The organism is Alsobacter sp. SYSU BS001988, from assembly GCF_054796215.1.
The window spans coordinates 16,488-40,506 of sequence record NZ_JBTAMK010000018.1 but is presented as its reverse complement, the minus strand read 5'-3'; the positions used below and the strand labels follow the sequence as shown (position 1 = coordinate 40,506).

Annotated in this window: 18 protein-coding genes and 1 tRNA gene; 11 read left to right on the top strand and 8 right to left on the bottom strand. The window is 69.5% G+C overall.

The window, feature by feature from the left end; genetic code table 11:
- Positions 1-134: 134 nt before the first annotated feature.
- Entirely contained in the window at positions 135-3,101 is a 2,967-nt protein-coding gene (gene uvrA, locus ACYVO7_RS22600; RefSeq protein WP_460452029.1) for an excinuclease ABC subunit UvrA, read from the bottom strand.
- 320 nt (positions 3,102-3,421) lie between these two features.
- Between uvrA and ssb the strand changes: the two genes are divergently transcribed.
- From ssb to ACYVO7_RS22585, 3 genes are all read left to right on the top strand, one after another.
- Entirely contained in the window at positions 3,422-3,937 is a 516-nt protein-coding gene (ssb, locus tag ACYVO7_RS22595) for a single-stranded DNA-binding protein (RefSeq protein ID WP_460452028.1), read from the top strand.
- A 141-nt stretch (positions 3,938-4,078) separates the two neighbouring features.
- On the top strand, positions 4,079-4,894 hold the full coding sequence (locus ACYVO7_RS22590) for a DUF2189 domain-containing protein (protein ID WP_460452027.1): 816 nt from the start codon (positions 4,079-4,081) through the stop codon (positions 4,892-4,894).
- 81 nt (positions 4,895-4,975) lie between these two features.
- A complete protein-coding gene (locus ACYVO7_RS22585) occupies positions 4,976-6,100 on the top strand; it encodes a M20 family metallopeptidase (RefSeq protein WP_460452026.1) in 1,125 nt (374 codons plus the stop codon).
- A 2-nt stretch (positions 6,101-6,102) separates the two neighbouring features.
- On the opposite strand, the gene ACYVO7_RS22580 is transcribed toward ACYVO7_RS22585, so the two are convergent.
- Complete coding sequence (locus ACYVO7_RS22580) at positions 6,103-6,732, bottom strand: MarC family protein (RefSeq protein WP_460452025.1); 630 nt, start codon at positions 6,730-6,732, stop codon at positions 6,103-6,105.
- Between the two features lie 195 nt (positions 6,733-6,927).
- Between ACYVO7_RS22580 and ACYVO7_RS22575 the strand changes: the two genes are divergently transcribed.
- The 6 genes from ACYVO7_RS22575 to ACYVO7_RS22550 all read left to right on the top strand — a co-directional run bounded on the left by ACYVO7_RS22575 (position 6,928) and on the right by ACYVO7_RS22550 (position 14,425).
- A complete protein-coding gene (locus ACYVO7_RS22575; protein WP_460452024.1) occupies positions 6,928-7,380 on the top strand; it encodes a BLUF domain-containing protein in 453 nt (150 codons plus the stop codon).
- 266 nt (positions 7,381-7,646) lie between these two features.
- On the top strand, positions 7,647-10,445 hold the full coding sequence (gene gyrA, locus ACYVO7_RS22570; protein ID WP_460452023.1) for a DNA gyrase subunit A: 2,799 nt from the start codon (positions 7,647-7,649) through the stop codon (positions 10,443-10,445).
- Positions 10,446-10,597: 152 nt separating this feature from the next.
- Positions 10,598-10,675 (top strand) — tRNA-Pro (locus ACYVO7_RS22565).
- 203 nt (positions 10,676-10,878) lie between these two features.
- Positions 10,879-11,994 carry a glycosyltransferase family 4 protein gene (locus ACYVO7_RS22560; protein ID WP_460452022.1) on the top strand — a complete coding sequence of 372 codons (1,116 nt, stop codon included), beginning with the start codon at positions 10,879-10,881 and terminating at the stop codon, positions 11,992-11,994.
- Entirely contained in the window at positions 11,991-13,274 is a 1,284-nt protein-coding gene (locus ACYVO7_RS22555) for a hypothetical protein (protein WP_460452021.1), read from the top strand. Before ACYVO7_RS22560 ends, ACYVO7_RS22555 begins: the two co-directional genes overlap by 4 nt.
- Positions 13,271-14,425, top strand: a complete 1,155-nt coding sequence (locus tag ACYVO7_RS22550; protein WP_460452020.1) for a GumK N-terminal domain-containing glycosyltransferase — start codon at positions 13,271-13,273, stop codon at positions 14,423-14,425. Before ACYVO7_RS22555 ends, ACYVO7_RS22550 begins: the two co-directional genes overlap by 4 nt.
- Here the strand turns inward: ACYVO7_RS22550 and ACYVO7_RS22545 are convergent.
- The 4 genes from ACYVO7_RS22545 to ACYVO7_RS22530 all read right to left on the bottom strand — a co-directional run bounded on the left by ACYVO7_RS22545 (position 14,404) and on the right by ACYVO7_RS22530 (position 18,999).
- Positions 14,404-15,693, bottom strand: coding sequence for an O-antigen ligase family protein (locus ACYVO7_RS22545; RefSeq protein WP_460452019.1), 1,290 nt, complete (start codon positions 15,691-15,693; stop codon positions 14,404-14,406). The genes ACYVO7_RS22550 and ACYVO7_RS22545 overlap by 22 nt on opposite strands.
- On the bottom strand, positions 15,690-17,222 hold the full coding sequence (locus tag ACYVO7_RS22540; RefSeq protein ID WP_460452018.1) for an undecaprenyl-phosphate glucose phosphotransferase: 1,533 nt from the start codon (positions 17,220-17,222) through the stop codon (positions 15,690-15,692). Before ACYVO7_RS22540 ends, ACYVO7_RS22545 begins: the two co-directional genes overlap by 4 nt.
- Before the next feature lie 80 nt (positions 17,223-17,302).
- Positions 17,303-18,436, bottom strand: a complete 1,134-nt coding sequence (locus ACYVO7_RS22535) for a glycosyltransferase (protein WP_460452017.1) — start codon at positions 18,434-18,436, stop codon at positions 17,303-17,305.
- A 5-nt stretch (positions 18,437-18,441) separates the two neighbouring features.
- Complete coding sequence (locus tag ACYVO7_RS22530; protein WP_406858331.1) at positions 18,442-18,999, bottom strand: polysaccharide biosynthesis/export family protein; 558 nt, start codon at positions 18,997-18,999, stop codon at positions 18,442-18,444.
- A gap of 151 nt (positions 19,000-19,150) precedes the next feature.
- Between ACYVO7_RS22530 and ACYVO7_RS22525 the strand changes: the two genes are divergently transcribed.
- Entirely contained in the window at positions 19,151-21,301 is a 2,151-nt protein-coding gene (locus ACYVO7_RS22525; RefSeq protein WP_460452016.1) for a GumC family protein, read from the top strand.
- 2 nt (positions 21,302-21,303) lie between these two features.
- Here the strand turns inward: ACYVO7_RS22525 and ACYVO7_RS22520 are convergent, their stop codons facing one another.
- Entirely contained in the window at positions 21,304-22,485 is a 1,182-nt protein-coding gene (locus ACYVO7_RS22520) for a GNAT family N-acetyltransferase (protein ID WP_460452015.1), read from the bottom strand.
- 146 nt (positions 22,486-22,631) lie between these two features.
- Here ACYVO7_RS22520 and ACYVO7_RS22515 point away from each other — a divergent pair, with 146 nt between their 5' ends.
- Positions 22,632-23,693, top strand: a complete 1,062-nt coding sequence (locus ACYVO7_RS22515; protein ID WP_460452014.1) for a polysaccharide deacetylase family protein — start codon at positions 22,632-22,634, stop codon at positions 23,691-23,693.
- A 3-nt stretch (positions 23,694-23,696) separates the two neighbouring features.
- On the opposite strand, the gene ACYVO7_RS22510 is transcribed toward ACYVO7_RS22515, so the two are convergent.
- Positions 23,697-23,912, bottom strand: a complete 216-nt coding sequence (locus ACYVO7_RS22510; RefSeq protein WP_460452013.1) for a DUF2842 domain-containing protein — start codon at positions 23,910-23,912, stop codon at positions 23,697-23,699.
- Between the last annotated feature and the right edge of the window lie 107 nt (positions 23,913-24,019).

Below are 24,019 nucleotides of genomic sequence, written 5' to 3'. Positions count from 1 at the left end.
CGCAACGCTGCGGCGGGCGAGCCCGGCCGCAGTTGCGCTCGAAGATCATGGTGAACGGAGTCCTGCGCAGTCGCCGGACGCCGCCGCGACAGGGCGCGCGGGGCGTTCCGGCGCCTCGCCGTCGCCGGCGGGGCCTACTCGGCCGCCTGCTTGGCGGCCTTCAGCGGCCGGCGCGCCAGGACCTCCTTGAGGAAGCGCCCGGTGTGGCTGGCCTTCGCCTTGACGATGTCCTCGGGCCGGCCCTGGGCCACGATCGTCCCGCCGCCGTCGCCGCCCTCGGGTCCGAGGTCGAGCACCCAGTCGGCGGTCTTCACCACTTCGAGATTGTGCTCGATCACCACGACGGTGTTGCCCTGCTCGACGAGCTCGTGCAGCACCTCCAGCAGCTTCGCCACGTCGTGGAAATGCAGGCCCGTGGTGGGCTCGTCGAGGATGTAGAGGGTGCGCCCGGTCGAGCGCCGCGACAGCTCCTTGGACAGCTTCACGCGCTGGGCCTCGCCGCCGGAGAGCGTCGTGGCCTGCTGGCCGACCTTGACGTAGTCGAGGCCGACGCGGGCCAGCGTCTCCATCTTCTCGCGGATCGACGGCACGGCCTTGAACAGCTCGCCCGCCTCCTCGACCGTCATGTCGAGCACGTCGGCGATGGACTTCTCGCGGTACTTCACCTCGAGCGTCTCGCGGTCGTAGCGCTTGCCCTTGCACACGTCGCAGGTGACGTAGACGTCGGGCAGGAAGTGCATCTCGATCTTGATGACGCCGTCGCCCTGGCAGGCCTCGCAGCGGCCGCCCTTGACGTTGAACGAGAAGCGCCCCGGCAGGTAGCCGCGCGCCTTGGCCTCGGGCAGGGCCGCGAACCATTCGCGGATCGGCGTGAACGCGCCCGTATAGGTGGCGGGGTTGGACCGCGGCGTCCGCCCGATCGGCGACTGGTCGATGTCGATGACCTTGTCGAGATGCTCGAGGCCCTCGATCGTGTCGAAGGGCGCGGGATGCTCCAGGGCCCCGTTCAGCCGCCGGGCGACGGCCTTGTAGAGCGTGTCGATGATCAGGGTGGACTTGCCGCCGCCCGAGACCCCCGTGACGCAGGTGAAGGACCCCAGCGGAATCTCGGCCGTGACGTTCTTGAGGTTGTTGCCGCGCGCGCCGGTGATCTTCAGCATGCGGCCCTTCTGGGGCTTGCGCCGCTTGGCCGGGACCGGAACGGACAGCTCGCCCTTCAGATAGCGCCCGGTGAGCGAGTTCTTGTCGGCGAGGATCTCCGCCGGCCGCCCCTGGCTGACGATTCGACCGCCGTGGATGCCGGCGCCCGGGCCGACATCGACCACGTAGTCGGCCTGCAGGATCGCGTCCTCGTCGTGCTCCACCACGATGACGCTGTTGCCGAGGTCGCGCAGGCGCTTGAGCGTCTGCAGCAGGCGCTCGTTGTCGCGCTGGTGCAGGCCGATGGAGGGCTCGTCCAGGACGTAGAGCACCCCCGTCAGGCCCGAGCCGATCTGGGAGGCGAGGCGGATGCGCTGGCTCTCGCCGCCCGAGAGCGTGCCGGAGGCGCGCGCCAGCGTCAGATATTCGAGGCCCACGTCGAGCAGGAAGGTCAGGCGCTCGCGGATCTCCTTCAGGATGCGCCCTGCGATCTCCGTCTGCTTGGGGTTGAGGGTCTCCGGCAGCGCGCCGAACCAGGCGTGCGCGTCCTTCACCGACAGGCGCGACACCTCGGCGATGTGCTGGCCCGCCAGCTTGACGGCCAGCGCCTCCGGCTTCAGGCGAAAGCCGCCGCAGGCCGCGCAGGGCGTCTCGGACATGAAGCGCGAGATCTCGTCGCGCGCCCAGTCGCTCTCCGTCTCCTTGTAGCGACGCTCCATGTTGCGCACGACGCCCTCGAAGGGCTTGCGCACCTCATAGGCCCGCAGCCCGTCGTTATAGGCGAAGCGGACGCTCTCCGAGCCGGTGCCGTACAGGATGACGTCGCGCGCCTTCTGCGGCAGGTCCTTCCATTTCGTCGTCAGCTTGAAGCCGTAATGGTCGGCCAGCGACGCCAGGGTCTGTCCGTAATAGGGCGAGGTCGACTTGGCCCAGGGCGCGATGGCGCCGCCGCGCAGCGTCAGGGTCTCGTCCGGCACGATCAGGACCGGGTCGACCGCCATCTCGTGGCCGATGCCGTCGCAGGTCGGGCAGGCGCCGAACGGGTTGTTGAACGAGAACAGCCGCGGCTCGATCTCGGGAATGGTGAAGCCGGAGACCGGGCAGGCGAATTTGGACGAGAACACCTGACGCCGGGGCTCGCCCTTCTCGTCCTTCTCGTCGGCGAACTCGACGACCGCGATGCCGTCGGCCAGGTCGAGGGCGGTCTCGAAGCTCTCGGCCAGCCGCGAGGCGATGTCGGGGCGAACCACCAGCCGATCCACCACGACGTCGATGTCGTGCTTGAACTTCTTGTCGAGCGCGGGGGCGTCGGCGATCTCGTGGAACTCGCCGTCGATCTTCACGCGCTGGAAGCCGCGCTTCAGGAACTCGGCCAGCTCCTTGCGGTACTCGCCCTTGCGGCCCCGCACCACGGGCGCGAGCAGATAGAGGCGCGTCTTCTCCGGCATGGCCAGGACGCGGTCGACCATCTGCGACACGGTCTGGCTCTCGATCGGCAGCCCGGTCGCCGGCGAGTAGGGGACGCCCACGCGCGCCCAGAGCAGGCGCATGTAGTCGTAGATCTCGGTCACGGTGCCGACCGTCGAGCGCGGATTCTTCGACGTCGTCTTCTGCTCGATGGAGATGGCCGGGGAGAGCCCGTCGATCTGGTCGACGTCGGGCTTCTGCATCATCTCCAGGAACTGGCGGGCGTAGGCCGACAGGCTCTCGACGTAGCGGCGCTGGCCCTCGGCGTAGATGGTGTCGAAGGCGAGCGACGACTTGCCCGAGCCCGACAGGCCCGTGAACACCACGAGCTCGTCGCGCGGGATGGTCAGGTCGACGTTCTTCAGATTGTGCTCGCGGGCGCCGCGGATCGCGATCACCCGCTGGTCGGCCCACCGCTGGGACGCGCCCCTGCCGGTCTCGGAGGCCTGTCCAGCTTTGGGGGCGCGATCAAAAAGTTCGTCGATGGCGGCCATACGGGGGCACCTGCATTGCACTGAAGGCGTGGGGGCCCACCCTGAGGAAGGCGACGCGCGACGGGATCGGATGTCTGAACGCCACATGTAGGGCTCAGGACGCCGCTGCGACAGGTCCGGCGAGATCCTGATGCGGCGACGAGTCCGGCCTTGATCGTCTAACCCGATCCTGATAGGAACACAACAGGAACAATCGATCGTGGCGATGTGGCAGGCGGTCCGGAACCTGCGGTGTGGATAACTCGGCCGATCCGGAGCGCCCTTCGCGCGGCGTCGGCCCGATGGTCTAAGGTCGCGCCAAACACATCGAGGAGATCCCCATGGCGGGCAGCGTCAACAAAGTCATCCTGGTCGGCAATCTGGGGCGCGATCCCGAGGTCCGGCGCATGAACAACGGCGAGCCGGTCGTCAATTTCAGCGTGGCCACGTCGGAAACCTGGCGCGACAAGGCCTCCGGGGAGCGCAAGGAGCGCACCGAGTGGCACAACGTCGTGATCTTCAACGAGAACCTCGCGAAGATCGCCGAGCAATATCTCAAGAAGGGCTCGAAGGTCTATCTCGAGGGCCAGCTGCAGAACCGCAAATACACCGACAAGACGGGAGCCGAGCGGACCGCGACCGAGGTCGTGCTGCAGCGGTTCCGGGGCGAACTCACCTTGCTGGACGGGCGCGGCCAGGGCGGAGGGATGAGCGACGACGAGGGCGGCTCTTCCGGCGGTTATGGCGGCGGCGGCCGGGGAGGGGATTTCGGACGCTCCTCGCCGATGGAGCGCCGTCCTGCGCCGGCGGGCGGCGGCGGGCGCTCCAACGATCTCGACGACGACATCCCGTTCTAAGGGACGCGTCCGCAAGGCTCGCCCGCCGGCTTGATCCTTGCGGGAGGCGTGTCATTCTGCCCGGAGGGCTCCGCTCTTTCCCCCGCGGGACCCTTCGGTCGAAGGCGCAGGTGAAGCGCCATGAACACTGGGGGAAGCGCCATGACGGACGCGAACGACGCGACCATCGCCGCCGCGACGACGCAGGACAGGCGGCCGGATCCCAAGGTTCGGGCGGCCACCGTGGGCGACATCGGCGAGGCGCTGGCCGAAGGCCTCCGGGACTTCCAGGCCGCGCCGCTCTATGGGCTCTTCTTCGGCGGGGTCTACGCGCTCGGCGGCGTCGCCATGGCGCTCGCCGCGACGGCCTGGGGCATGGCCTACCTCGTCTATCCGCTCGCGGCCGGCTTCGCCCTGATCGGGCCCTTCGTGGCCGTGGGCCTCTACGAGGTCTCCCGGAGGCGCGAAAAGGGGGAGCCGCTCGGCTGGGCGCCCGTGCTGGGCGTGGTCTTCGCGCAGAGCCGGCGCGAGCTCGGCTGGATGGCCTTCGTCACCCTCTTCATCTTCATGATGTGGATGTACCAGGTCCGTCTGCTGATCGCGCTGTTCTTCGGCTTTCAGTCCTTCACGCCGGACGAGTTGCTGCGGGTCCTGCTGACCACCCCCGAAGGCTGGCTCTTCCTCGGCGTCGGCCATCTCGTGGGCGCCATCCTGTCCGTGATCCTTTTTTCCGTGACGGTGGTGTCGTTCCCGCTCCTGCTCGACCGCGATGTGGACTTCATCACGGCCATGATCACCAGCGTGCGGGCCGTCACGATGAGCCCGGGCCCCATGCTGGGCTGGGCGGCGGTCGTCGTCGCGGTCCTGCTGGTGTCGTGCGCGCCGATGTTTCTCGGCCTCTTCGTCGCGCTTCCGATCCTGGGGCACACCACGTGGCGGCTCTATCGCAGGCTGATCGTGGAGGCTCCGCCGGCGTGAGAGCCGGCGGGTGACGCGCGTAGTCGGTTGCTTTAAGACGACGAGCTCAAGTCCACCATGCGTTGTGCAGGAGCGCGCCGAATGAGCCCCATCGATCTCGAAGCCATGCTTCAGGGCATCTCGCGCTGGGTTGCGATCGAGAGCCCGACGCGCGAGACGGCGGGCGTGAACCGCATGATCGACGCGGTGGCGCGAGACGTCGACGGAACCGCGATCGCGGTGGAGCGGATTCCCGGCAAGGATGGACTCGGCGACAGCCTGATCCTGCGGGCCGGACCGCAGAACGACCGTCCCGGCATCCTGGTGATGTCGCATGTGGACACGGTGCACCCGCTGGGTTCCATCGCCAGCGACCTGCCGATGCGCCGCGAAGGCGACAAGTTCTTCGGCCCGGGCGTCTACGACATGAAGGGCGGGGCGTATCTGGCGCTGGAGGCCTTTCGTCGCGTCGCGGCGTCGGGCGCGGCGACGCAGCCGCTGACCTTCCTCTTCACGCCCGACGAGGAGATCGGCTCGCCGACCACGCGCGGGCTGATCGAAGAGCTGGGCGCCAAGGCGTCCGCCGTGCTGGTGACGGAGCCCGCCCGGGACGGAGGCAAGATCGTCACCGGCCGCAAGGGAGTCGGGCGCTTCGACGTGCATGTCGAGGGGCGGCCCGCCCATTCCGGCTCGCGCCACGAGGATGGGCGCAGCGCCATCCGGGAGGCGGCCCGGCAGATCCTCGTGATCGAGGGCATGACCGACTACCCCCGCGGCGTGACCACCACGGTCGGCATGCTGGCCGGCGGGACGGCGGCCAACGTCATCCCCCAGCATGCCCGCTTCTCGGTGGACCTGCGCGTGGTCGAACCGCTGGACGGCGAGGTCTACAAGGCGAAGATCCTGGGCCTCAAGGCGGCGGATCCGGACATCCGGATCACGGTCGTGGGCGACATGAACCGCCCGCCCTACAAGAAGACGGCGGCCGTGGAGGGCCTGTTCCTGAAGGCGCGCGCCATCGCGGCCGAGATCGGGATCGACCTGCAGGACGTGCCGCTCACCGGCGGCGGCAGCGACGGCAATTTCACGGCCGCGCTGGGCGTCCCCACCTTGGACGGCCTCGGCGTGGACGGCGACGGCGCGCACACGCTGCACGAGCATGCGCTCGTGTCCTCCATCGTTCCGCGGACGCAGCTGATGGAGCGGCTGCTGACGTCGCTGCGCTGACCTCAGCCGGCCACGATCGCCCGCACGCCGTCGGCCACGAACTGGACGGCGAGCGCGGCCAGGATGACGCCAAGAAGGCGGGTCAGGACCACATTGCCGGTCACGCCGAGCCAGCCCGAGATCCGGCTCGCGGCGAAGAAGACGACGAGGCAGCTGAGGCAGACGCCGAGAATCACGGCCAGGAGCAGCAGCAGGCGGGTCGGGTCGCCCTGGGCCCGCCCCGCGAGCAGGATCGTGGCCGTGATCGCGCCGGGCCCGGCCATCAGCGGAATGGCGAGCGGAAAGGCCGCCACGTTGCGGATATGGTCGAGAGTGATGGCTTTCTCGGCCGCCTCGCCCTTGCGCTCGCCGCGGCCGCCGAAGACCATCTCGAAGGCGATCCAGAACAGCAGGAGGCCGCCCGCGATGCGGAAGGCGGGGAGGGTGATGCCGAGCGCGGTGAGAAGCTGGGCCCCGACGAGGCCCGAGGCGCCCATGATGAAGGCGGCGATCACGCAGGCGCGGACGCCGACCTGACGCCGCTCGGCGTCGCTCATGCCGCGCGTCACGCCCAGAAAAAGAGGCGCGAGGCCGGGCGGGTCGACGGTCACCAGCAGGGTGACGAGCGCAGAGGTGAGATAGTCCAGCAGCATGGGGCGAGCCTAAGCCGGACCGCGTCCGCGCGATACGCCCGAGAATGGGCCGGGATCGAACCCGCCTTCTGGCCGTTGCCCGCGCGCACATCGCCGCGCACGACCTTGGGGATCATCTAACGCCAACTCGCAACTTGAAATATATCAACCTATGGCGCAGGCTTTCTCGCGGACGGATTCGCGGCGAGAGCTCCCATGTTCCAGGCCATCTATAGCAGCGAACACCACCTGACGGTGGACAGCCGGGGTTACAGCCCCGAATTCAGGACGATCACGGAAGGCGCCCGGCGCCGCAACGAGGCTCGGCAGATCACGGGCTTCCTGATCTGCGCGTCATCCTGGTTCTGCCAGGTCCTGGAGGGTCCCGAGGGGCACGTCATGGAGCTGCTCGGTCGGATCGAGGACGACCCGCGCCACCATCGCATCCAGATCCTGCAGACCCGGTGGACGCGGGACCGCGAGTTCCCGTCATGGTCCATGGCCGGGATGACCCTGTGCCCCAACGCGATCGTGCTGCAGCTGATCCTTCTGGAGCGCCAGTTCAGCCGCAGGCACCCGCCGCGCGACAGGACCGCCAGCGAGCTCTTCGACCTGTGCCGGGCCTTGTCCGCCGCCGCCAGCCGCGAGGTCGCGCCGGCTTTCGTGTGAGGCGGGGCTCGTTCCGGGGCCATTTGCGCCTCGATCGGAGCCGCCCCGTCGTCAGCCCGACGGGCCGAAAAGGAGGGCCCCGGATCGCGCCCCGGAGCCGGATCTCGGCCGCAGCGTCGCCCGGTCCGCCCGCGGGGCGGCCGGCAGGCGTATAAGTCCTTGTTTTCTCGCTGATTCTTTGTCGATCAGCGTGCCCCCTGCGGGTGGCCTTCCGCGCCGGAATCGTTTAAGAGAAGGCACGCGAAAACACACACCCGGACAGCACATTGGCCGAAGACGAAAAGACCCCGCCCGCCGGGGGCGGCGAGGGACAGGACATTCGTCCCGTCTCCATCGCCGACGAGATGAAGCGCAGCTACCTCGATTACGCGATGAGCGTGATCGTCTCCCGCGCCTTGCCGGACGCCCGCGACGGCCTCAAGCCCGTTCATCGCCGCATCCTCTATTCGATGAACGAGAACGGCTACACGCCGGAGCGGCCCTACCGCAAATCGGCGCGCGTGGTCGGCGACGTGATCGGTAAGTACCACCCGCACGGCGACCAATCGATCTATGACGCGCTCGTGCGCATGGCGCAGAACTTCTCCATGCGCCTGCCCCTGGTCGACGGCCAGGGCAATTTCGGCTCGGTCGACGGCGACCCCGCGGCGGCGATGCGATACACCGAGGTGCGCCTCGCGCGGCCCGCGATGGGCCTGCTTGACGACCTCGACAAGGACACGGTCGACTTCCAGCCGAACTATGACGGTTCGGAGAAGGAGCCCACGGTCCTTCCGGCCCGCTACCCCAATCTGCTCGTCAACGGCGCCGGCGGCATCGCGGTCGGCATGGCGACGAACGTCCCGCCGCACAATCTCGGCGAGGTCATCGACGGCTGCATCGCCTACATCCAGGACCCGGCCATCACGGTCGAAGGCCTGATGGAGCACATCCTCGGGCCGGACTTCCCGACCGGCGGCTCGATCCTGGGCAAGGGCGGCATCCGCAACGCCTACCTGACCGGGCGCGGCTCGGTGATCATGCGGGCCAAGACGACGACCGAGCAGATCCGCAAGGATCGCGAGGCGATCATCGTCACGGAGATCCCGTACCAGATCAACAAGTCGACCCTGATCGAGAAGATCGCCGAACTCGTGCGCGAGAAGCGGGTGGAGGGCATCGCGGACCTGCGCGACGAGTCCGACCGCGACGGCATGCGCATCGTGATCGAGATCAAGCGCGACGCCATGGCGGACGTCGTCCTCAACCAGCTCTTCCGCTATACGGCGCTGCAGTCGAGCTTCGGCTGCAACATGGTGGCGCTGAATGGCGGGCGCCCCGAAACCCTCAACCTGCGCGACCTCATCGCCGCCTTCGTCGACTTCCGCGAGGAGGTGGTGAGCCGGCGCACGCGCTTCCTGCTCGGCAAGGCCCGCGACCGGGCCCATGTGCTGGTGGGACTCGCCATCGCGGTCGCCAATATCGACGAGGTGATCCAGACGATCCGCAGCTCGTCCGACGCCAACGCCGCCCGCGAGGCCCTGATGGGCCGCGACTGGCCGGCCAAGGACGTGGCCTCGCTGATCGCGCTGATCGACGACCCGCGCCACCGCGTGTCCGACCAGGACACCTACCGGCTCTCGGAGGCGCAGGCCCGCGCCATCCTGGACCTGCGCCTGCAGCGCCTCACGGCCCTGGGCCGGGACGAGATCGCGGACGAGCTGAACAAGCTGGCGGCCGAGATCTCCGACTATCTGGACATCCTGCGCTCGCGCGAGCGCATCATGGCCATCGTCTCGACGGAGCTCGCCGAGTTCAAGGCGGCCTTCGCCACGCCCCGCAGGACCATGCTGGTGGAGTGGGACTCCGACCTCGAGGACGAGGACCTGATCCAGCGCGAGGACATGGTCGTCACCGTGTCCCACGCCGGCTACATCAAGCGCGTGCCGCTCTCCACCTACCGGGCCCAGCGCCGCGGCGGCAAGGGCCGCTCAGGCATGCAGACCCGCGAGGAGGATTTCGTCTCGCGGCTCTTCGTGGCCTCGACCCACACGCCGGTGCTGTTCTTCTCGTCGCGCGGGCAGGTCTACAAGGAGAAGGTCTGGCGCCTGCCGCTCACCGCCCCGCAGGCCCGCGGCAAGGCGCTGGTGAACATGCTCCCCCTGCAGGGGCAGGAGCGCATCACCACCATCATGCCGCTGCCCGAGGACGAGGCCGCCTGGGACACGCTCGACGTCATGTTCGCGACCGCCTCCGGCGGCGTCCGGCGCAACAAGCTGTCGGACTTCGTGAACGTGAACCGCAACGGCAAGATCGCCATGAAGCTGGACGAGGGCGACCACATCGTCGACGTCCAGATCTGCTCGGCCGACGACGACGTGCTGCTGACCACGGCGCGCGGCCAGTGCATCCGCTTCTGCGTCGACGACGTGCGCGTGTTCAAGGGCCGCGACTCGACCGGCGTGCGCGGCATCGCGCTGGCCAAGGACGACACCGTCATCTCGCTGGCGATCCTGAAGCATGTCGAGGCTTCGGCCGAGGAGCGGGCGGCCTATCTCAAGATGCGCCGCGCCATCCAGGGCGAGAGCGTCGCCGACGAGGCGGCGACCGACGACGAGGAGACCGACGTGGTCGCGGCCCTGTCGCAGGAGCGCTACGCCGACCTGTCCGCCCGCGAGCAGGTCATCCTCACCCTTTCGCAGAACGGCTACGGCAAGCGCACCTCCGCCTATGAGGTCCGCGTCACCGGCCGCGGCGGCAAGGGGATCGTCGCCATGGTGGTGAACAGCCGAAACGGGCCCCTCGTGGCCTCGTTCCCGGTCGAGCATTCCGACCAGATCATGCTGGTGACGGATGGCGGCCAGCTGATCCGCTGCCCGGTCGACGGCATCCGCATCGCGGGGCGCGGCACGCAGGGCGTCATCGTGTTCAACACGGCCCAGGACGAGAAGGTCGTCTCGGTGGAGCGGATCTCCGACGAAGGCGACGACGCGCCCAACGGCAATGGCGATCTCGACGCCGATCCCGCCGGCGGCCCCCCGGAAGGCGGCATGCCGCCCGGCGGAACGGACGGCGACGCCGCCTGAATTCGGGCTGCCTCCGATGACCTGAAAGGCCGGCCTCGTCGCCGGCCTTTCTGCGTCGGGAGCTCGGCTGCGGCGGCGCGACGGGGAAAGTGCGCGGACCCGCCGGAACGCGGTTGCGCGGGGCCGGATGGGTGCTTATAAGCACGCCACGTCGGAGTGTAGCGCAGCCCGGTTAGCGCACTAGTCTGGGGGACTAGGGGTCGTGGGTTCGAATCCCGCCACTCCGACCATCTCATCGGTTGTTTTGAAAACGGGGCCTCGGCCCCGTTTTCCGTTTCCGGGCTCTGTGAGCCGCGCGGGACGATGTCCGCGGTTCATCATCCGGCGGGAATGCTCCATGATGTCTGACTGATTCTCGGGATGGACTTGGTAAGCCAACGTCAATCGGTCCTTGCTAGGACTGGTTGCACGATGATCCTGCCTTGGGCGACGAATGGCTTCTTCCGCACAGGACCTTGAGCGCACGGCCGACGCCTCGGGGCGAAGCGCGCCCGTGGTCGGCGCCGCCGGCGAACTGGGGTCCCGGGTGGCCGTGAACATGCGCGCCGCCGCCTTCGAGACCGGCGGGCAGCAGCGCATGACGCTCGAGATCATGAAGCGCCTGCCCGAGATCGGGCGGATCGCGCCCCGGCGGGCGCTGCGCGGCGTCAAGGGCCATGCATGGGAGCAGCTGATTCTGCCGCTCCTGGCGCAGGGCCGGCTCCTGTGGTCGCCGTCCGCCACCGGCCCGGCCGCCTACCCCAAGCAGATCGTGACTCTGCACGACGTGGCCTTCTTCGACATTCCGGAGTTCTTCGCCCCGTCCTTCCTGCGCGCCTACCAGACGCTCATCCCGATGCTGGTGCGCCGGGTGGCCCATGTCGTCACCGTGTCGGCCTTCTCGCGCCAGCGCATCATCGATCGGCTGGGCGTGCCGGAGGACAAGGTCAGCATCATCTATAACGGCGTGTCGCCGAGCTTCGGCCCGAGGGCGCCGTCCGAGATCGACGCCGTCAAGAAGGCCTTTGGCGTCGAGGGCCGCTATGTCCTGCTGCACGCGACCTCCGACCCGCGCAAGAATCTGGGCCGGGCGCTCCAGGCCTGGCGGGGCGTGGTCGACCGCGCCGCGCCCGACCTGGAGCTCGTGGTGTTCGGGCTCACGGGGCGCGCCCACGTGTTCGGCCAGCATGAGGACCTGTCGGCCACGCCCCGCGTCAGGCGGCTGGGCTATGTGGCGGACGAGGCCGTCCCGGCGCTGATCGCGGGCGCCGAGCTCTTCCTGTTCCCGTCGCTCTATGAGGGCTTCGGGCTGCCGATCATCGAGGCGATGCGCTGCGGCGCGCCCGTTCTGACGAGCGCCGCGACCTCGACCCAGGAGATCGCCGCGGACGCCGCGCTGTGCGTCGATCCCACATCGGCCGAAGCCATAGGCCGGGGCGTCCTGGCGCTGCTGGAGAACCCCGAGCTGCGCGCGCGCTTCGTGGAGCGCGGCTTTAGGCGCGCCGCGGATTTCGACTGGGACGACGCCGCGCGGGCCTATGGGCGGCTCTTCGAGCGGTTCGCCGGATGACTCTGGCGCCGCGATCGAGGCTGTCGCTGCTGGTGGTGGCCCGGGTGCTGGGCGGGGCGGCGGGAGCGCTGCCGCCCGTCTACGCCATCACGTTCCTGGATCGCGCCTCCTACGGGGCCGCCGCGGCGGATGTGGCGGCCGCCATGCTGCTATGCGGCCCGCTCGGCCAGTTCATCAACCAGGGCTATATGCGCGACGCCCTGGCGGCCGGCCGGGCCGGCCATTCCGGACCGCCGGCGGGCGCCTTCCTGGTGCACCTCTTCGCCACGCTCGTCGTCGTCGCCATGGCGATGGCCGCCGGGGCGGGGGTTCTGGCGGCGCCGGACGCCTGCCTGGTCGGAGGCATGTCGCTGTTCTACCTGGCCTCGCGCATCCAGGAGAGCCACCTCATCGCCGCCGGGCGGCAGCTCGGCGCCGTCGTGCTGGTGTTCATCCTGCCGCCGACGCTCACCTGCCTCTTCATGGCCGCGTTGCAGCTGTCCGGCATGGAGGATCATTTCTCGGTGGTGGCGATCGGGCAGCTCTTGGCCGCGCTGGTGAGCGTCGCGGCGGGCGCGATCCGCGATCCGGCCTATCTCGGGCGGCTGAAATTCCCGCGCGCGCCCCGCAGTCGCGACGAGTGGCGCAGCGAGGGATCGGCGATCGTCGTCTTCATCACCCACGGGGCGTTCCTGAGCGCCGCAGAGCAGGTGCCGGTCATCGCCCTGCGGCTGCTGGGCCATTCGGGCGTCATCCCGGGCTTCGAACTCGCGCGCAAGATCGCCTCCGTGCCCGGCGTGATCGTCCACGCGCTGTTCATGCAGACGGTTCCCCGCATGATCGACGCGGCCCATGACTGCGACTGGGCCGCCCTGAAGGCGATCATCCGGCGCTATACGGTCCGCCTCGCGACCTTGGGCCTGGTCTATGCGCTGGGCGCCGCGGCCGCGCTCGCGCTGCTGCAGCGGTTCGGGATCGCGGCGAACACGCTGCCGCTGGGCCTCGCCGCGCCCCTGCTGGCGGCTGCGGTCATCGGGGCCACGGCGGCCCCGTTCGGCGGCGCCAGCCTCGCCTTGCGGGGCGAGAAATGGTGGGTGGTCGGGGGAGGCCTCGGCCTCGCCGTCGAGTGCGCCGTCGCGTTCGGAGCGACGGCCGTCGCAGGGCCGAACGCGGTCGCCTGGGCGGTGCTGGGGCAGATCGTGATCCTGCACGCCGTGATCGTGACGGGCACGATCGCGGATCTGGCGCGCCTCCATGGAGCGCAGCGGTTCAGCCCGGGCGCGGAGGCGGTCGAGCCATGAGCGTCCAGGAGGCGGCGGCGCCGACGGCGGAACGCGAGGCCCGGGCCGAGCGGTTCCTGATGCTTTCGCAGCACGATTTCCGGACGCCGCGCTGGGCCAATGTCCACTTCATCGCCGCCGAACTCGCCAAGCGCGGCGAATGCCGGTTCTTCTCGCACGGCTTCAGCGTCCTCTCGGCGATCAAGGGCGATCCCCGCACGCCCATCGCGGCGTCCGCGAACAGGATCGAGAGGCGCGACGGCGTCGAATGCTATCTGTGGAAGACCCCGCTGCACCCGGTGCATCTGGACGCGCCGGCGCTGCGGCCGATCGAGCGGCTGGCCTTCGCGGCCTACCGGGCGTTTCCCTCGCCGGTGCTGGCGCGATGGATCCGCGAGGCGACGACCATCGTCATCGAGTCCGGCCTGTCGCCGCTCTTCATCGCGCTGTGCCGCAAGGCCAATCCCTCCGCCCGGCTCATCTATCTGTGCTCCGACGACCTCGCGACGATCGGCTGTTCGCCGGTCCTCATCGAGGCGCTCAGGGCGAGCGAGCCGATGCTCGACGACATCGTCATCCCGTCCCGGGCGCTGGCGCCTAGTTTCGAGCGCGGCGACCTCCTGCGGAACGTGCCGCATGGGATCGACCCGTCCATCGCGCGGGATGCGGATCCGTCGCCCTACGAGCCCGGGCTGCACGCCGTCTCGGTCGGGTCGATGCTCTTCGACCGAACCTTCTTCGAGATCGCCGCGCCGGCCTTTCCGGCGGTGACGTTCCACGTGATCGGGGCGGGCGCGTCCGCGCAGGGGCTGTCCGGCCCCAATCTGCGGGTCTATCCCGAGATGGAGTATCGCCGCACGCTGCCCTTCGTGAAGCACGCCGCCTTCGGCGTCGCGCCCTATTCGCAGGCGCGCTTCCCGGCCTATCTGGTCGACACCTCCATGAAGCTCATGCAGTTCGCCTATTTCGGCACGCCCGCGGTCTGCCCGCATGCGGCCGCAGGCGGCAGGGCGGGACGGTTCGGCTATGTCCAGGGCGACAGGGCATCGATCCTGGCGGCGGTCGAAAACGCGCTGGCGGCGCCGAGGCTCCCCGGCGGCTCGGTGCTGACCTGGGCCGAAGCCACCGACCGGATGCTCGATCCGGCGGCCTACGCCGACACGAGGGTCTGACCGGGAGGGACCTGGGCGACGCTGTCGCGGGCCGGGGCCCGCTTCAGGCGGTTCGACATGATGGCCAGGCCCCACACCATCCCGAACAGCCACCAGAAATGGCGCCAGTGGTCGGTGTCGATCTGAAAGCCCTGCACGATCTGCGGGAAAAGGCAGCACCACAGGCCGATGGCGTCCTTCTGCCAGGGGGAACGCTGGAAGACGAGCCGCCATCCCATGACGCAGGTGAGCGCGATCAGCGCGAAATACGAGATCCCGCCCAGCCAGCCATAGGAGCTGAAGGCGTAGATGTAGACGTTATGGGGGTTCTCGGTGAACTTCTTGTCGAATTGGAGCGGCCCGAACCCGTTCGGCAACTCCAGCAGCAGCGGGATCGAGCGCCGCTGGTTGCCGAAGCGGCCGGTCTCGCCGGCGTCATAGGACTTGATGAGCTGGGCGCGGTCTTCCAGCATGGTGCTGATCACCGGCGAGGTCAGGGCCGCCGCGCCGACGAAGACCAGACCCGCCGCGCCCAGCATGGTGACCACGGCGATGCGCCGGCGCTCGCGCCATGAGCGGGAGACCGCCAGGTTGAGGCCGATCACCATCACGAGCCCGAAGGCGAGCACGCCCCAGGCGCCCCGGGAGAACGAGAGCAGCACCGCAAAGCAGAGGAAGCCGAACACGGCGAGGCCGGTCCAGAACCAGCGGATCGAGCCGTTCACGATGCGGTTGAAGAGGATCGTCGCCGCGACGCCGATGAACGGGCCGAACACGTTCGGGTCCTTGAACATGCCGGACGCGCGCGATCCGTCGAAGGACGTGAACGCCGCGCTGAGGCCCGCGACGTTGAAATAGCCGAGGGTTCCGGTGACGCCCGCCACCACGGCGGCGAGAATGTGGGCGTTGAGAATCGCCTGGATGCGCCGGCTGGTGTTCTCCACCATCAGCATCATGAACAGGATGGTCACGCAGGCGAGATAGACCGAGATCGCCGTGAATGTGATCGCCTTCGCGTCATGCATCACCTCCATCAGCGACAGCACTCCGCCGAGATTGAACAGGGTGAGCAGGACCAGGAGAGGGATCGACTCGGCGGGCAGCCGCACCCCCCCGAACAGAAAGGTCAGGAGCGCGACGACGAACACGGCCTCGAAGGGCGAGGGCTCGATGAAGGCCACGCAGCCGGAAAAGAGCAGGAGGGCCAGGACCGCGTTCTGGATCGCGGGGATCGAGATCGATTTGCGTCGCGCGGAGCCGTCGGCGGAGGTCAGGCCCGCGGCGCTCAATAGGCGTTCTCGGTCTTGGCCAGCGCGAAGGGCGTAATGGCCAGGATGTAGAGGTCGAAGAACACCGACCAGTTTTCGATATAGTAGAGGTCGTGCTCGACGCGCTTCTGGATCTTCTCCAGCGTGTCCGTCTCGCCGCGCCAGCCGCAGACCTGCGCCCATCCGGTGATGCCCGGCTTCACGCGGTGACGCGCGAAATAGCCGTCGATCAAATCGTCATAGCGACGGTGCTCGGCGCTGGCGTTCACCGCATGCGGGCGCGGACCCACCAGAGACAGATCGCCCTTGAGGACGACGTTGATGAGCTGGGGGAGCTCGTCCAGCGAGGTCTTGCGGATGAAGCGGCCCACCCTGGTGACGCGCGGATCGTTGCGGGTCGCCAGCCTGGAGGCCGTCGGGTCCGACTGGTCGACATACATCGACCGGAACTTGAAGACCTCGATGAGCTCGTTGTTGAACCCGTAGCGCCGCTGCCGAAAGAAGGCGGGGCCGCGCGAGTCGAGCCTCACCGCCAGCGCGGTCGCCAGCATCACCGGCGACAGGAGGACGAGGAGGGTGGTTCCGACGATCTTGTCGAAGAGCCACTTGAAGACCACGTCCCAATCGGCGATCGGGCGGTCGGTGACGGCGAGCACCGGGACGGAGCCGATATAGGAATAGGACCGCGGGCGCAGGCGCAGCTTGCTCTGGTGGGCCGACAGGCGGATGTCCACCGGCAGCACCCACAGCTTGCGCAGCATCTGCAGGATGCGGTCCTCCGCGGTGATCGGCACCGTGAAGATGACGAGGTCGAGCTGCGCCTTGCGGACGAAGTCGACGAGGTCGTCGGTGCTGCCGAGCTTGGGATAGCCGCCGACGCTTTCGGGGGACCTCACCTCGTCGCGGTCGTCGAACACGCCCAGCACGCGCACCTCGGAATCGGTCTCCGCGTCGAGCGCGCGCAGGAGGCTTTCGGCCGCCGGTCCGCCGCCCACGATCGCGGTTCGCCGGTCGAGCTGGCCGCGCCGGACCATGCGGCGCACGACGCCGCCCACGCCGATGCGGAACAGCACGAGGGCGACGAGCCCCACCACGAACCACTCGGCGAACCAGACGCGCGACACGAGTTCGCTCAGCTTGGCGACGAAGGAGGTGGCGAGCGCGAGCGCGCACACGCCGCTCCAGGCCAGCATCAGGCGGATGAACTGGTTGAGCGGCGACCGGATGGCGCTCAGCTCATAGGCCCGCACGGCCTGGAACGCGATCACGGCGGCGGTGGACGACCCGAGGATCAGGACCGAGTAGACCAGGTCGGGCATGACGCCTCGCCTGAGGTACAGGTAATGGGCCAGGACGCCGGTCGCGACGAGCAGGAGGAACTCGGCCAGGCCGACCACGCCCGCCACGACCGTGGCCGAGTAGGACCTGGGCCGGGGTTCGGCGGCGATCTTTTCGGCCAGGGCGCTCAGCGAGGGGCGGGGGGGCGCTCCGAACGAGGGCGCCACGCCGGCGTCCAGGCGCAGAAGGTCGTCGAAACCGATCTTGGCCATCACTCTCCTCAGGCGCGACGTCCGCGATCCTTGGAAAAACTGGCGCAAGGATACGTAAACGGCTTCACCGAAGAGTTAATTCAGCGCCGAATCGCCTTGCGGTAGGCGGTCTCGACGGCGCTCGCCATGCGGTCGATCGCAAAGCGGCCGGCGACGTGAGCGGCGAGGGCGCGCGCCTCCTCGGCCCTCTCGTCCTGCCGCTTGAGCAGGACCGCCGCCAGAGCGGCCGCCAATCGTTGCGGAGAGTCGGCGGGAACGAGCCGATCGGAGAACGGTCCCAGGATTTCGGGCACGCCGCCGACCGCGGTCGCCACCAGGGGGCGCTGGGCGGCGGCGGCTTCGATCACCACATAGGGCAACGATTCGGCCCGGGACGGGACCGCCATGACCCGGCCGAGCGCGAAGGCCTGGCGGGCCGGCATGGGCGGCTTGAACTCGACGCCCCGCAGGCCGAACTGGCGCGCCAGCGCGCGGAAGTCCGCCTCGTCCGGCCCTGCGCCGACGATCACGGCCGACGGCTCCCAGGGGAGCATGTCGCGCAGCAGCGACAGGGCCTCCAGCAGGGTGTCGACGCCCTTGAGGCGCCGGAGCTCGCCCAGATAGAGGATGTCGGCCGCCTCGGGCGCGTCCATCACGGGCTCGAATTCGTGGGCCGCGAGCCCGTTGTGGATGACCACGGCGGCATGGGGAGCGTCGCCGAGCATCGATTCGAAGCGGCTGGCGACATAGTCGCTCTCGAAGGTGAACACGGACGTGCGCCGCGCCAGGGCGCGCTCGATGACGCCGTAGAGCCGGCCCGCGGGAGTGGCCTGGCCGTAATGGGCGCTGCCGCCATGCGGGGTGTAGATCCTGGCGGGCCCGGGGCCCCAGGGTCGGGCCGGCGCGAGGCGCCCGTAGAAGCCGCCCTTGGCGCCGTGCCCATGCACCACGTCGGGGCGGGCCCGCAGCAAGGCGCGCGAGACACTGGCGAGAGCCGTGGCGTCGAAGGGGCTCGGCTCCCGGGGCATGCCGATCCGGGCGACGCCCAGCGTCAACCGGGACGCGACGGCCGACAGCGCGGCCGCGGCCCGCTCGCCGCCGTTGGAGTCGCAGATCAGGCCGACGTCGTGCCCCGCGTCGGCCTGGGCGCAGGCGAGGTCGAGAACGTGACGAAAGAGCCCGCCGGTGGGAGCGCGGAAGACATGGACGATGCGCAGAGGCTGGCCTGACGGCATCGCTCCTAGAACCACCGCTCGCGCACCACCACGGTGTCGCCTGGCCTGACCGGGACCGTCACCGGCACCGTGGCGGTGACGAGGCGCCCGTTGATCTGGCGGGTGATCTCGGCCTGGGTGCGCAGGGCGCGGGGCGAGAAGCCGCCCGCGATGGCGACCGCCGTCTGCACCGTCATGGCGTTGACGTAGGGGTACTGGCCGGCGGTCGTGACCTCGCCGAGGATGAAGAAGGGGCGGTACTGCTCCACCTCCACGGACACCCGGGGCTCGCGAAGGAAGCCGGCGCGCAGCTTCTGCTCGATCGCGCGCTCCAGCTGGGCCGTCGTCTGGCCGCCGGCGCCGACCGGGCCGATGAGCGGGAGCGAGACGCGGCCGGAGCCGTCGACCGCGTAGCTGTTGGACAGGTTGTCCTGGCCGAAAACGATGATCCTCAGGCGGTCGCCGCTGGCGAGGGTGTAGGGCGCGTCGAGTTGCGCCGAAAAGCCCGGCGGCGCGTAGACCTGCGGCGCGCAGCCGGCCAGCGCGGCGGCGCCGAGAATGCAGAGGAAGCGACGACGCGACATTCACGACTCTCGGAGGGATGGTCCATCGATGCAGATGTTGTGGGCCGTCATGGTTAACAAAAGCTGATCAGGCGATAGTCTTGACTTAACGTTATTGAAACCTTGCCCGTTCACCATTCCGTCCAGTGTTCGTGTCGTAAAGGATGACGTGATGGCGTACGCCGGGCAGGCCCCCGCCGGTGGCGGCGATATCGACATGGGCCAGTTGTGGCGCGCGTTGAAGCGGCGAAGCGCGTGGATCCTGATCCCGGTTCTGATCGCCTTCGGGGCGAGCTCGTTCTTCGTCAACACGGCCACGTCGCGCTATACGGCGGACGCCCGCATCCTGCTCCAGACCGGCGACAGCTATTACACGCGGCCGGGCAATGGCGGCGAGCGGGACGCCACGATCGACGAGCGCGAGGTGGCGAGCCAAGCCTTGCTGATCACGTCGCGGGATCTCGCCAAGCGGGCGATCGAGCGGCTGCAGCTGCGCGGCAATCCGGAATTCGATCGGGGCGCGACGGTGCTGGGCTCGGCCTCCCGGCTGCTCGCCTATATCGGCGTGGTCCGCCCCAGCGAGAACGAACAGCTCATCGACACCTTCCTGGAGCGGGTCACGGCCTTTCCGGCGGGACTGTCGCGCGTGCTGACGGTCGAGTTCACCTCGAAGGATCCTGAGCTCGCCGCGCGCGGCGCCAACGCGATCGCGGAGATCTATCTGGAGCTGCAGGAGGAGGCCAAGCAGAAGGTGGCCCGCTCGGCCAGCGCCTGGCTGAACGGCGCCATCGACCCGCTGCGCCAGAAAGTCGCCGACGCCGAGGCCAAGGTGGAGGCGTTCCGCGCCAAGACCGGCCTGCTGGTCTCCACCAACAACGCGACCATCCAGCAGCAGCAGCTGGCCGAGCTGAACACGCAGCTGAATACGGTGAGGGTGGCCCAGGCGGACGCCGAGGCCAAGGCGAAGCTGCTGCGCGAGGCGATCGCGTCCAACCGCACGCTCGAAGTCTCTGACGTCGCCAATAACGAACTCGTGCGCAAGCTGGTGGGGGAGCGGACCACCCTGAAGGCGCAGCTGGCGATGGAGTCCCGCTCGCTGCTGCCCGGGCATCCGCGCATCAAGGAGCTTGCGGCCCAGTTGGCGAATTTCGACGGCCAGATCGCCGCCGCCACCGAGAAGGCCGTCCGGACGCTGGAGAACGACGCCAAGATCGCGGCGGGCCGCGTCGAGAGCCTGACGGCCACGCTGAACGGCTACAAGCAGCAGAGCATCACGGCGAGCGAGAACGACGTCCAGCTGCGCTCCCTAGAGCGCGAGGCGCGGTCCCAGCGCGAGCAGCTCGAGGCGATGCTGACGCGCTACCGCGAAGCGACCGCCCGCGACGTCAAGGACGCCGTGCCGCCGGATGCGCGCATCGTCCAGCGCGCCGACCCGCCGGTCGTACCGAGCTTCCCCAAGAAGCTGCCGACCATCATCATCGTGACGCTGGCGACCTTCCTGGTCTCGACCATGTGCATCGTGAGCTCCGAACTGATGTCCGGCCGCGCCATCATGAACGATCCCGCGGCGCCCGCGGCCTCGCCCGCCATGGCGGCGCCCGCCGCCGTCCTGCCCGCCCTGGCGCGCGTCGGCGAGCCCCCGGTCGACTGGATGAGCGAAGCGCCGGCGCGACGGACGGAGAGCCCCGCCCCGGAACCCGTCCTGCGTGAGGCCGATCCCGAGCCGATCCCTGCGCCGAAGGCTGCTTCGGCGCAGGGCGTGCGCCCGTCCGCGCTGGCCGACCGCATCCGCGAGATGGCGGCCGGCGGCCCGGTCCGCTGCGTCGTCGCTTCGGCCGGCCGGCAGCCCAGCCGCGACGTCGCCTTCGCGCTCGGCCGGATCCTGGCGCGGACCCACCGCGTCGTGCTGGTCGACGCCGAGAGCGCGGGCGGGCATGACGGCGCCGGCTTCTGCGAACTCGTGGCGGGCCGCGCCTCGTTCATGCAGGTGATCCATCGCGATCCGGGGTCCCGGCTGCATCTCGTGTCCGCCGGGGACGGCGCTCTCGAGGACGCGCCTGACCGGGCGCAGGGTATCGGCCTTGCTTTGGGCGCGCTCGGCCAGACCTATGACGTCGTGCTGGTCGCCGGCCCGTCGATCACGGCAGGGTCGGAGCGCCGCGAGCCGATGCTCGAACTCCTCGCCCATGCGGATCTGTGCGCCGCGGTGGTGAGCGGCGAGCTGGATGCGTCGGCCGCGTCCGAGTTCGTCGCCGAGATCGGCCGCAGGGGCCTGCCCGTGGTGCAGATCGTCCATCAACGCCTGGAGGGCGTCGCCGCCTGAGGTCAGGAGGCGCGGCCGCCGCCCACGAGCCTGAACGCGACGCGGCGCACGGTGCGAAGCACCCGGTCGTCGCGCTTCATGGCGCCCTTCAGGCGTCCCATCCCGATCAGCCCCAGCGCCACCGCGCGGCCGAGGGCGCTGACCGGCACGACGCTCTCGAAGCGCGATTCGCGTTCGGGACAGGTATGGCGCTTGTAGCCGTCGTCGCCCATGCCGAGGTCGAAGCTCCGCATGCCGCGGCGCAGCGCCAGGCGGGCGAGCTCCAGGGCGATGAGTTCGCCGGGGCTCGACCGCATGATCGCCGGGTCCGTCTCGAAGGAGATGAAGGTGCCGCTCAGGCGCCGTCCGTCGCAGCAGCCGCCGAAGGCCGCCGCGACCATGTCGCCGCACCACAGGGCGTGGATCTCCAGCGCCGGCCGGCCCTGATCCAGCCCGGCGAGAGCCGCCCGCCTCAGGAAGGCCTGCGTGGACGTGCAGGCGAAGGGGTTGACGATGCCCTGCGCGCGGAAGCGCTCGGCCTTCTGCCGGAAGAAGGCGCAGAGAACGCGGTCGACCTCGGCCTCGGTCTCGGCGCGCCGGAAGGCGACGCCGCCCAGCTCGTCCAGCCAGCGCAGCTTCTTGGCCAACTTCTTGCGGCTGTCCTTGCCGAGCAGGCGACGGGTGAGGGCCTCGTCGCTTTCCTCGTCCCGCAGGGTGAGCGCATGCGCGTCTTCGGCGGGGTGGCGTCCGGGCCCGCCCGCCAGGGGATTGGGCATGCCGCTCCAGGCGCCGGGCTGGGCGCGCAGGTGGAAGACGTCGACCTTGCCGAGGCCTTCCCTGGCGATCTCGTCGGCCATGGCGTTCAGGATGGCCGCGGCGGGCGTATGGCCGAGCTGTTCGGCGAAGCCCTGCCGGAACACGCCCATATTGGCGTTGCAGTGCTTGCCGCCGGCGAAGCGCGCCACGAGGGCGGGGCCCTGGCGCTCCAGAACGAGGGGAAACAGGGCCGCGGGCCGGCCGTTCGAATCGTGGAGCACGACGATCGCGGTCTGCAGACGGTTCATCATGGCGACCGTCGCGTACCAGGCGGACAGCCAGTCATAGCGCTGGTAGGGGGTGCACGCCCCTTCCGCCTCGAGCGCGCGCCACAGCGCCTCGGCGTCTTCAGCCGATCGGAAGACGGTGATGTCGCTCCAGCTGATCATCGGATATGCAAGGGCGACCGACATCGTGTTCCCGGCGTTTTGACGGGGTCACGGTGGTCGCCAAGGACCATCACGTCAACAGAATGCTTAAACCAGGATTAACGTCGCAGCCCCAAGTTGAACGGCCTGCGCCGACTTAACCGACGGTGTTGGACATGGGGCTGAAGCATCGTCTCTACAGCGCGGCTTTCGCGGGTCTGGCGGCGGCCGGAGCGCCGCGCTGGGCCGGGAGCGGCCTGCGGGGGCTCGGCGGGATCCTGATGCTTCATCATGTCCGGCCATGGGTGGAGCGTGACTTCGCGCCCAACCGCCTGCTGGAGGTGACGCCCGAATTCCTGGACATGGCGCTGACGCGCGCCAGGGCGGCCGGCTATCGCTTCGTTCCGCTGGACGAGGCCGTGGACGCCGTGGAGGCGGGGCGCGTGGACCAGCGCGTCCTCGCGCTGACGTTCGACGACGGCTACCGCGACAATCTGGAGCATGCGCTGCCGGTCCTGCGCGCCCATGGCGCGCCCGCGACCATCTTCGTGACGCCGGGCTTCGTGGAGCGGAGCGCCGAACTGTGGTGGCTGGACCTGGAGGACGCCATCGCGCGCGCGGCCCGCGCGAGGGCGCCGATCGGGGGGGAGAGGCTCGACCTGCCGGCGTCCACCTCGGCCGAGAAATCGGCCGCCTTCGAGACGATCTACTGGCGCCTGCGCGCCCGGCCCGAGCCGGAGCTGCGCGCCGTCATCGCCGGCCTGGCGCGCGAGCAGGGGGTCGACAGCCGCGCGACCGCCGAGCGCCTGTGCCTCGACTGGGACGGCGTCAGGCGGCTCGCGGCCGATCCCCTCATCGACATCGGCGCCCACACGCTCACGCATCCGATGCTGGCCAAGCACGACGCCGAGACGGCCCGGCGGGAGATGGCGGAGTCGAAGTCCATCCTGGAGAAGGAGCTCGGCGCGCCGGTGCGGCATCTCGCCTATCCGGTGGGCGATCCGAGCTCCGCCGGGCCGCGCGAATTCGCGCTGGCCCGGGAGCTGGGCTTCCGCAGCGCGGTGACGACCCGGCGAGGCATGCTCTTCCCCGAGCATGCGCGGCATCTCACGGCGCTGCCGCGGATCTCGCTGAACGGTTTCTTCCAGGACCCCCGCCAGTTCGACGTGCTCTTGTCGGGGGCGCCGTTCTGGCTCTGGAACAGGGGCCGGCGCGTCGACGCCGCATGAGGCTCACGCGTCTTCGGGATCGGGCCGCTCCATCCAGCGGATGAGCGGCATGATCGGCAGGATCCAACCGAGCCCCACCACGACGTAGAACAGGGCCTGCGCCAGCTTGCCTGCGTCCTGGATCGCGCCCTGCGCCACCGTCATCGCCGCCAGGGCGTAGACGCAGACGAAGACCAGCATGGTCACGGCGCCGATGAGTTTTCGCGTGCGTCGGCGCATCAGGATCGATCCGTTCCAAGGCGCGGCGGGGAGGGCGACGCGGCGGTCGCAAGGGCCGGGGCGCGCCTGCGGCGACGCGACCGTTGTGGGCCGGGGCCGGTGGGACT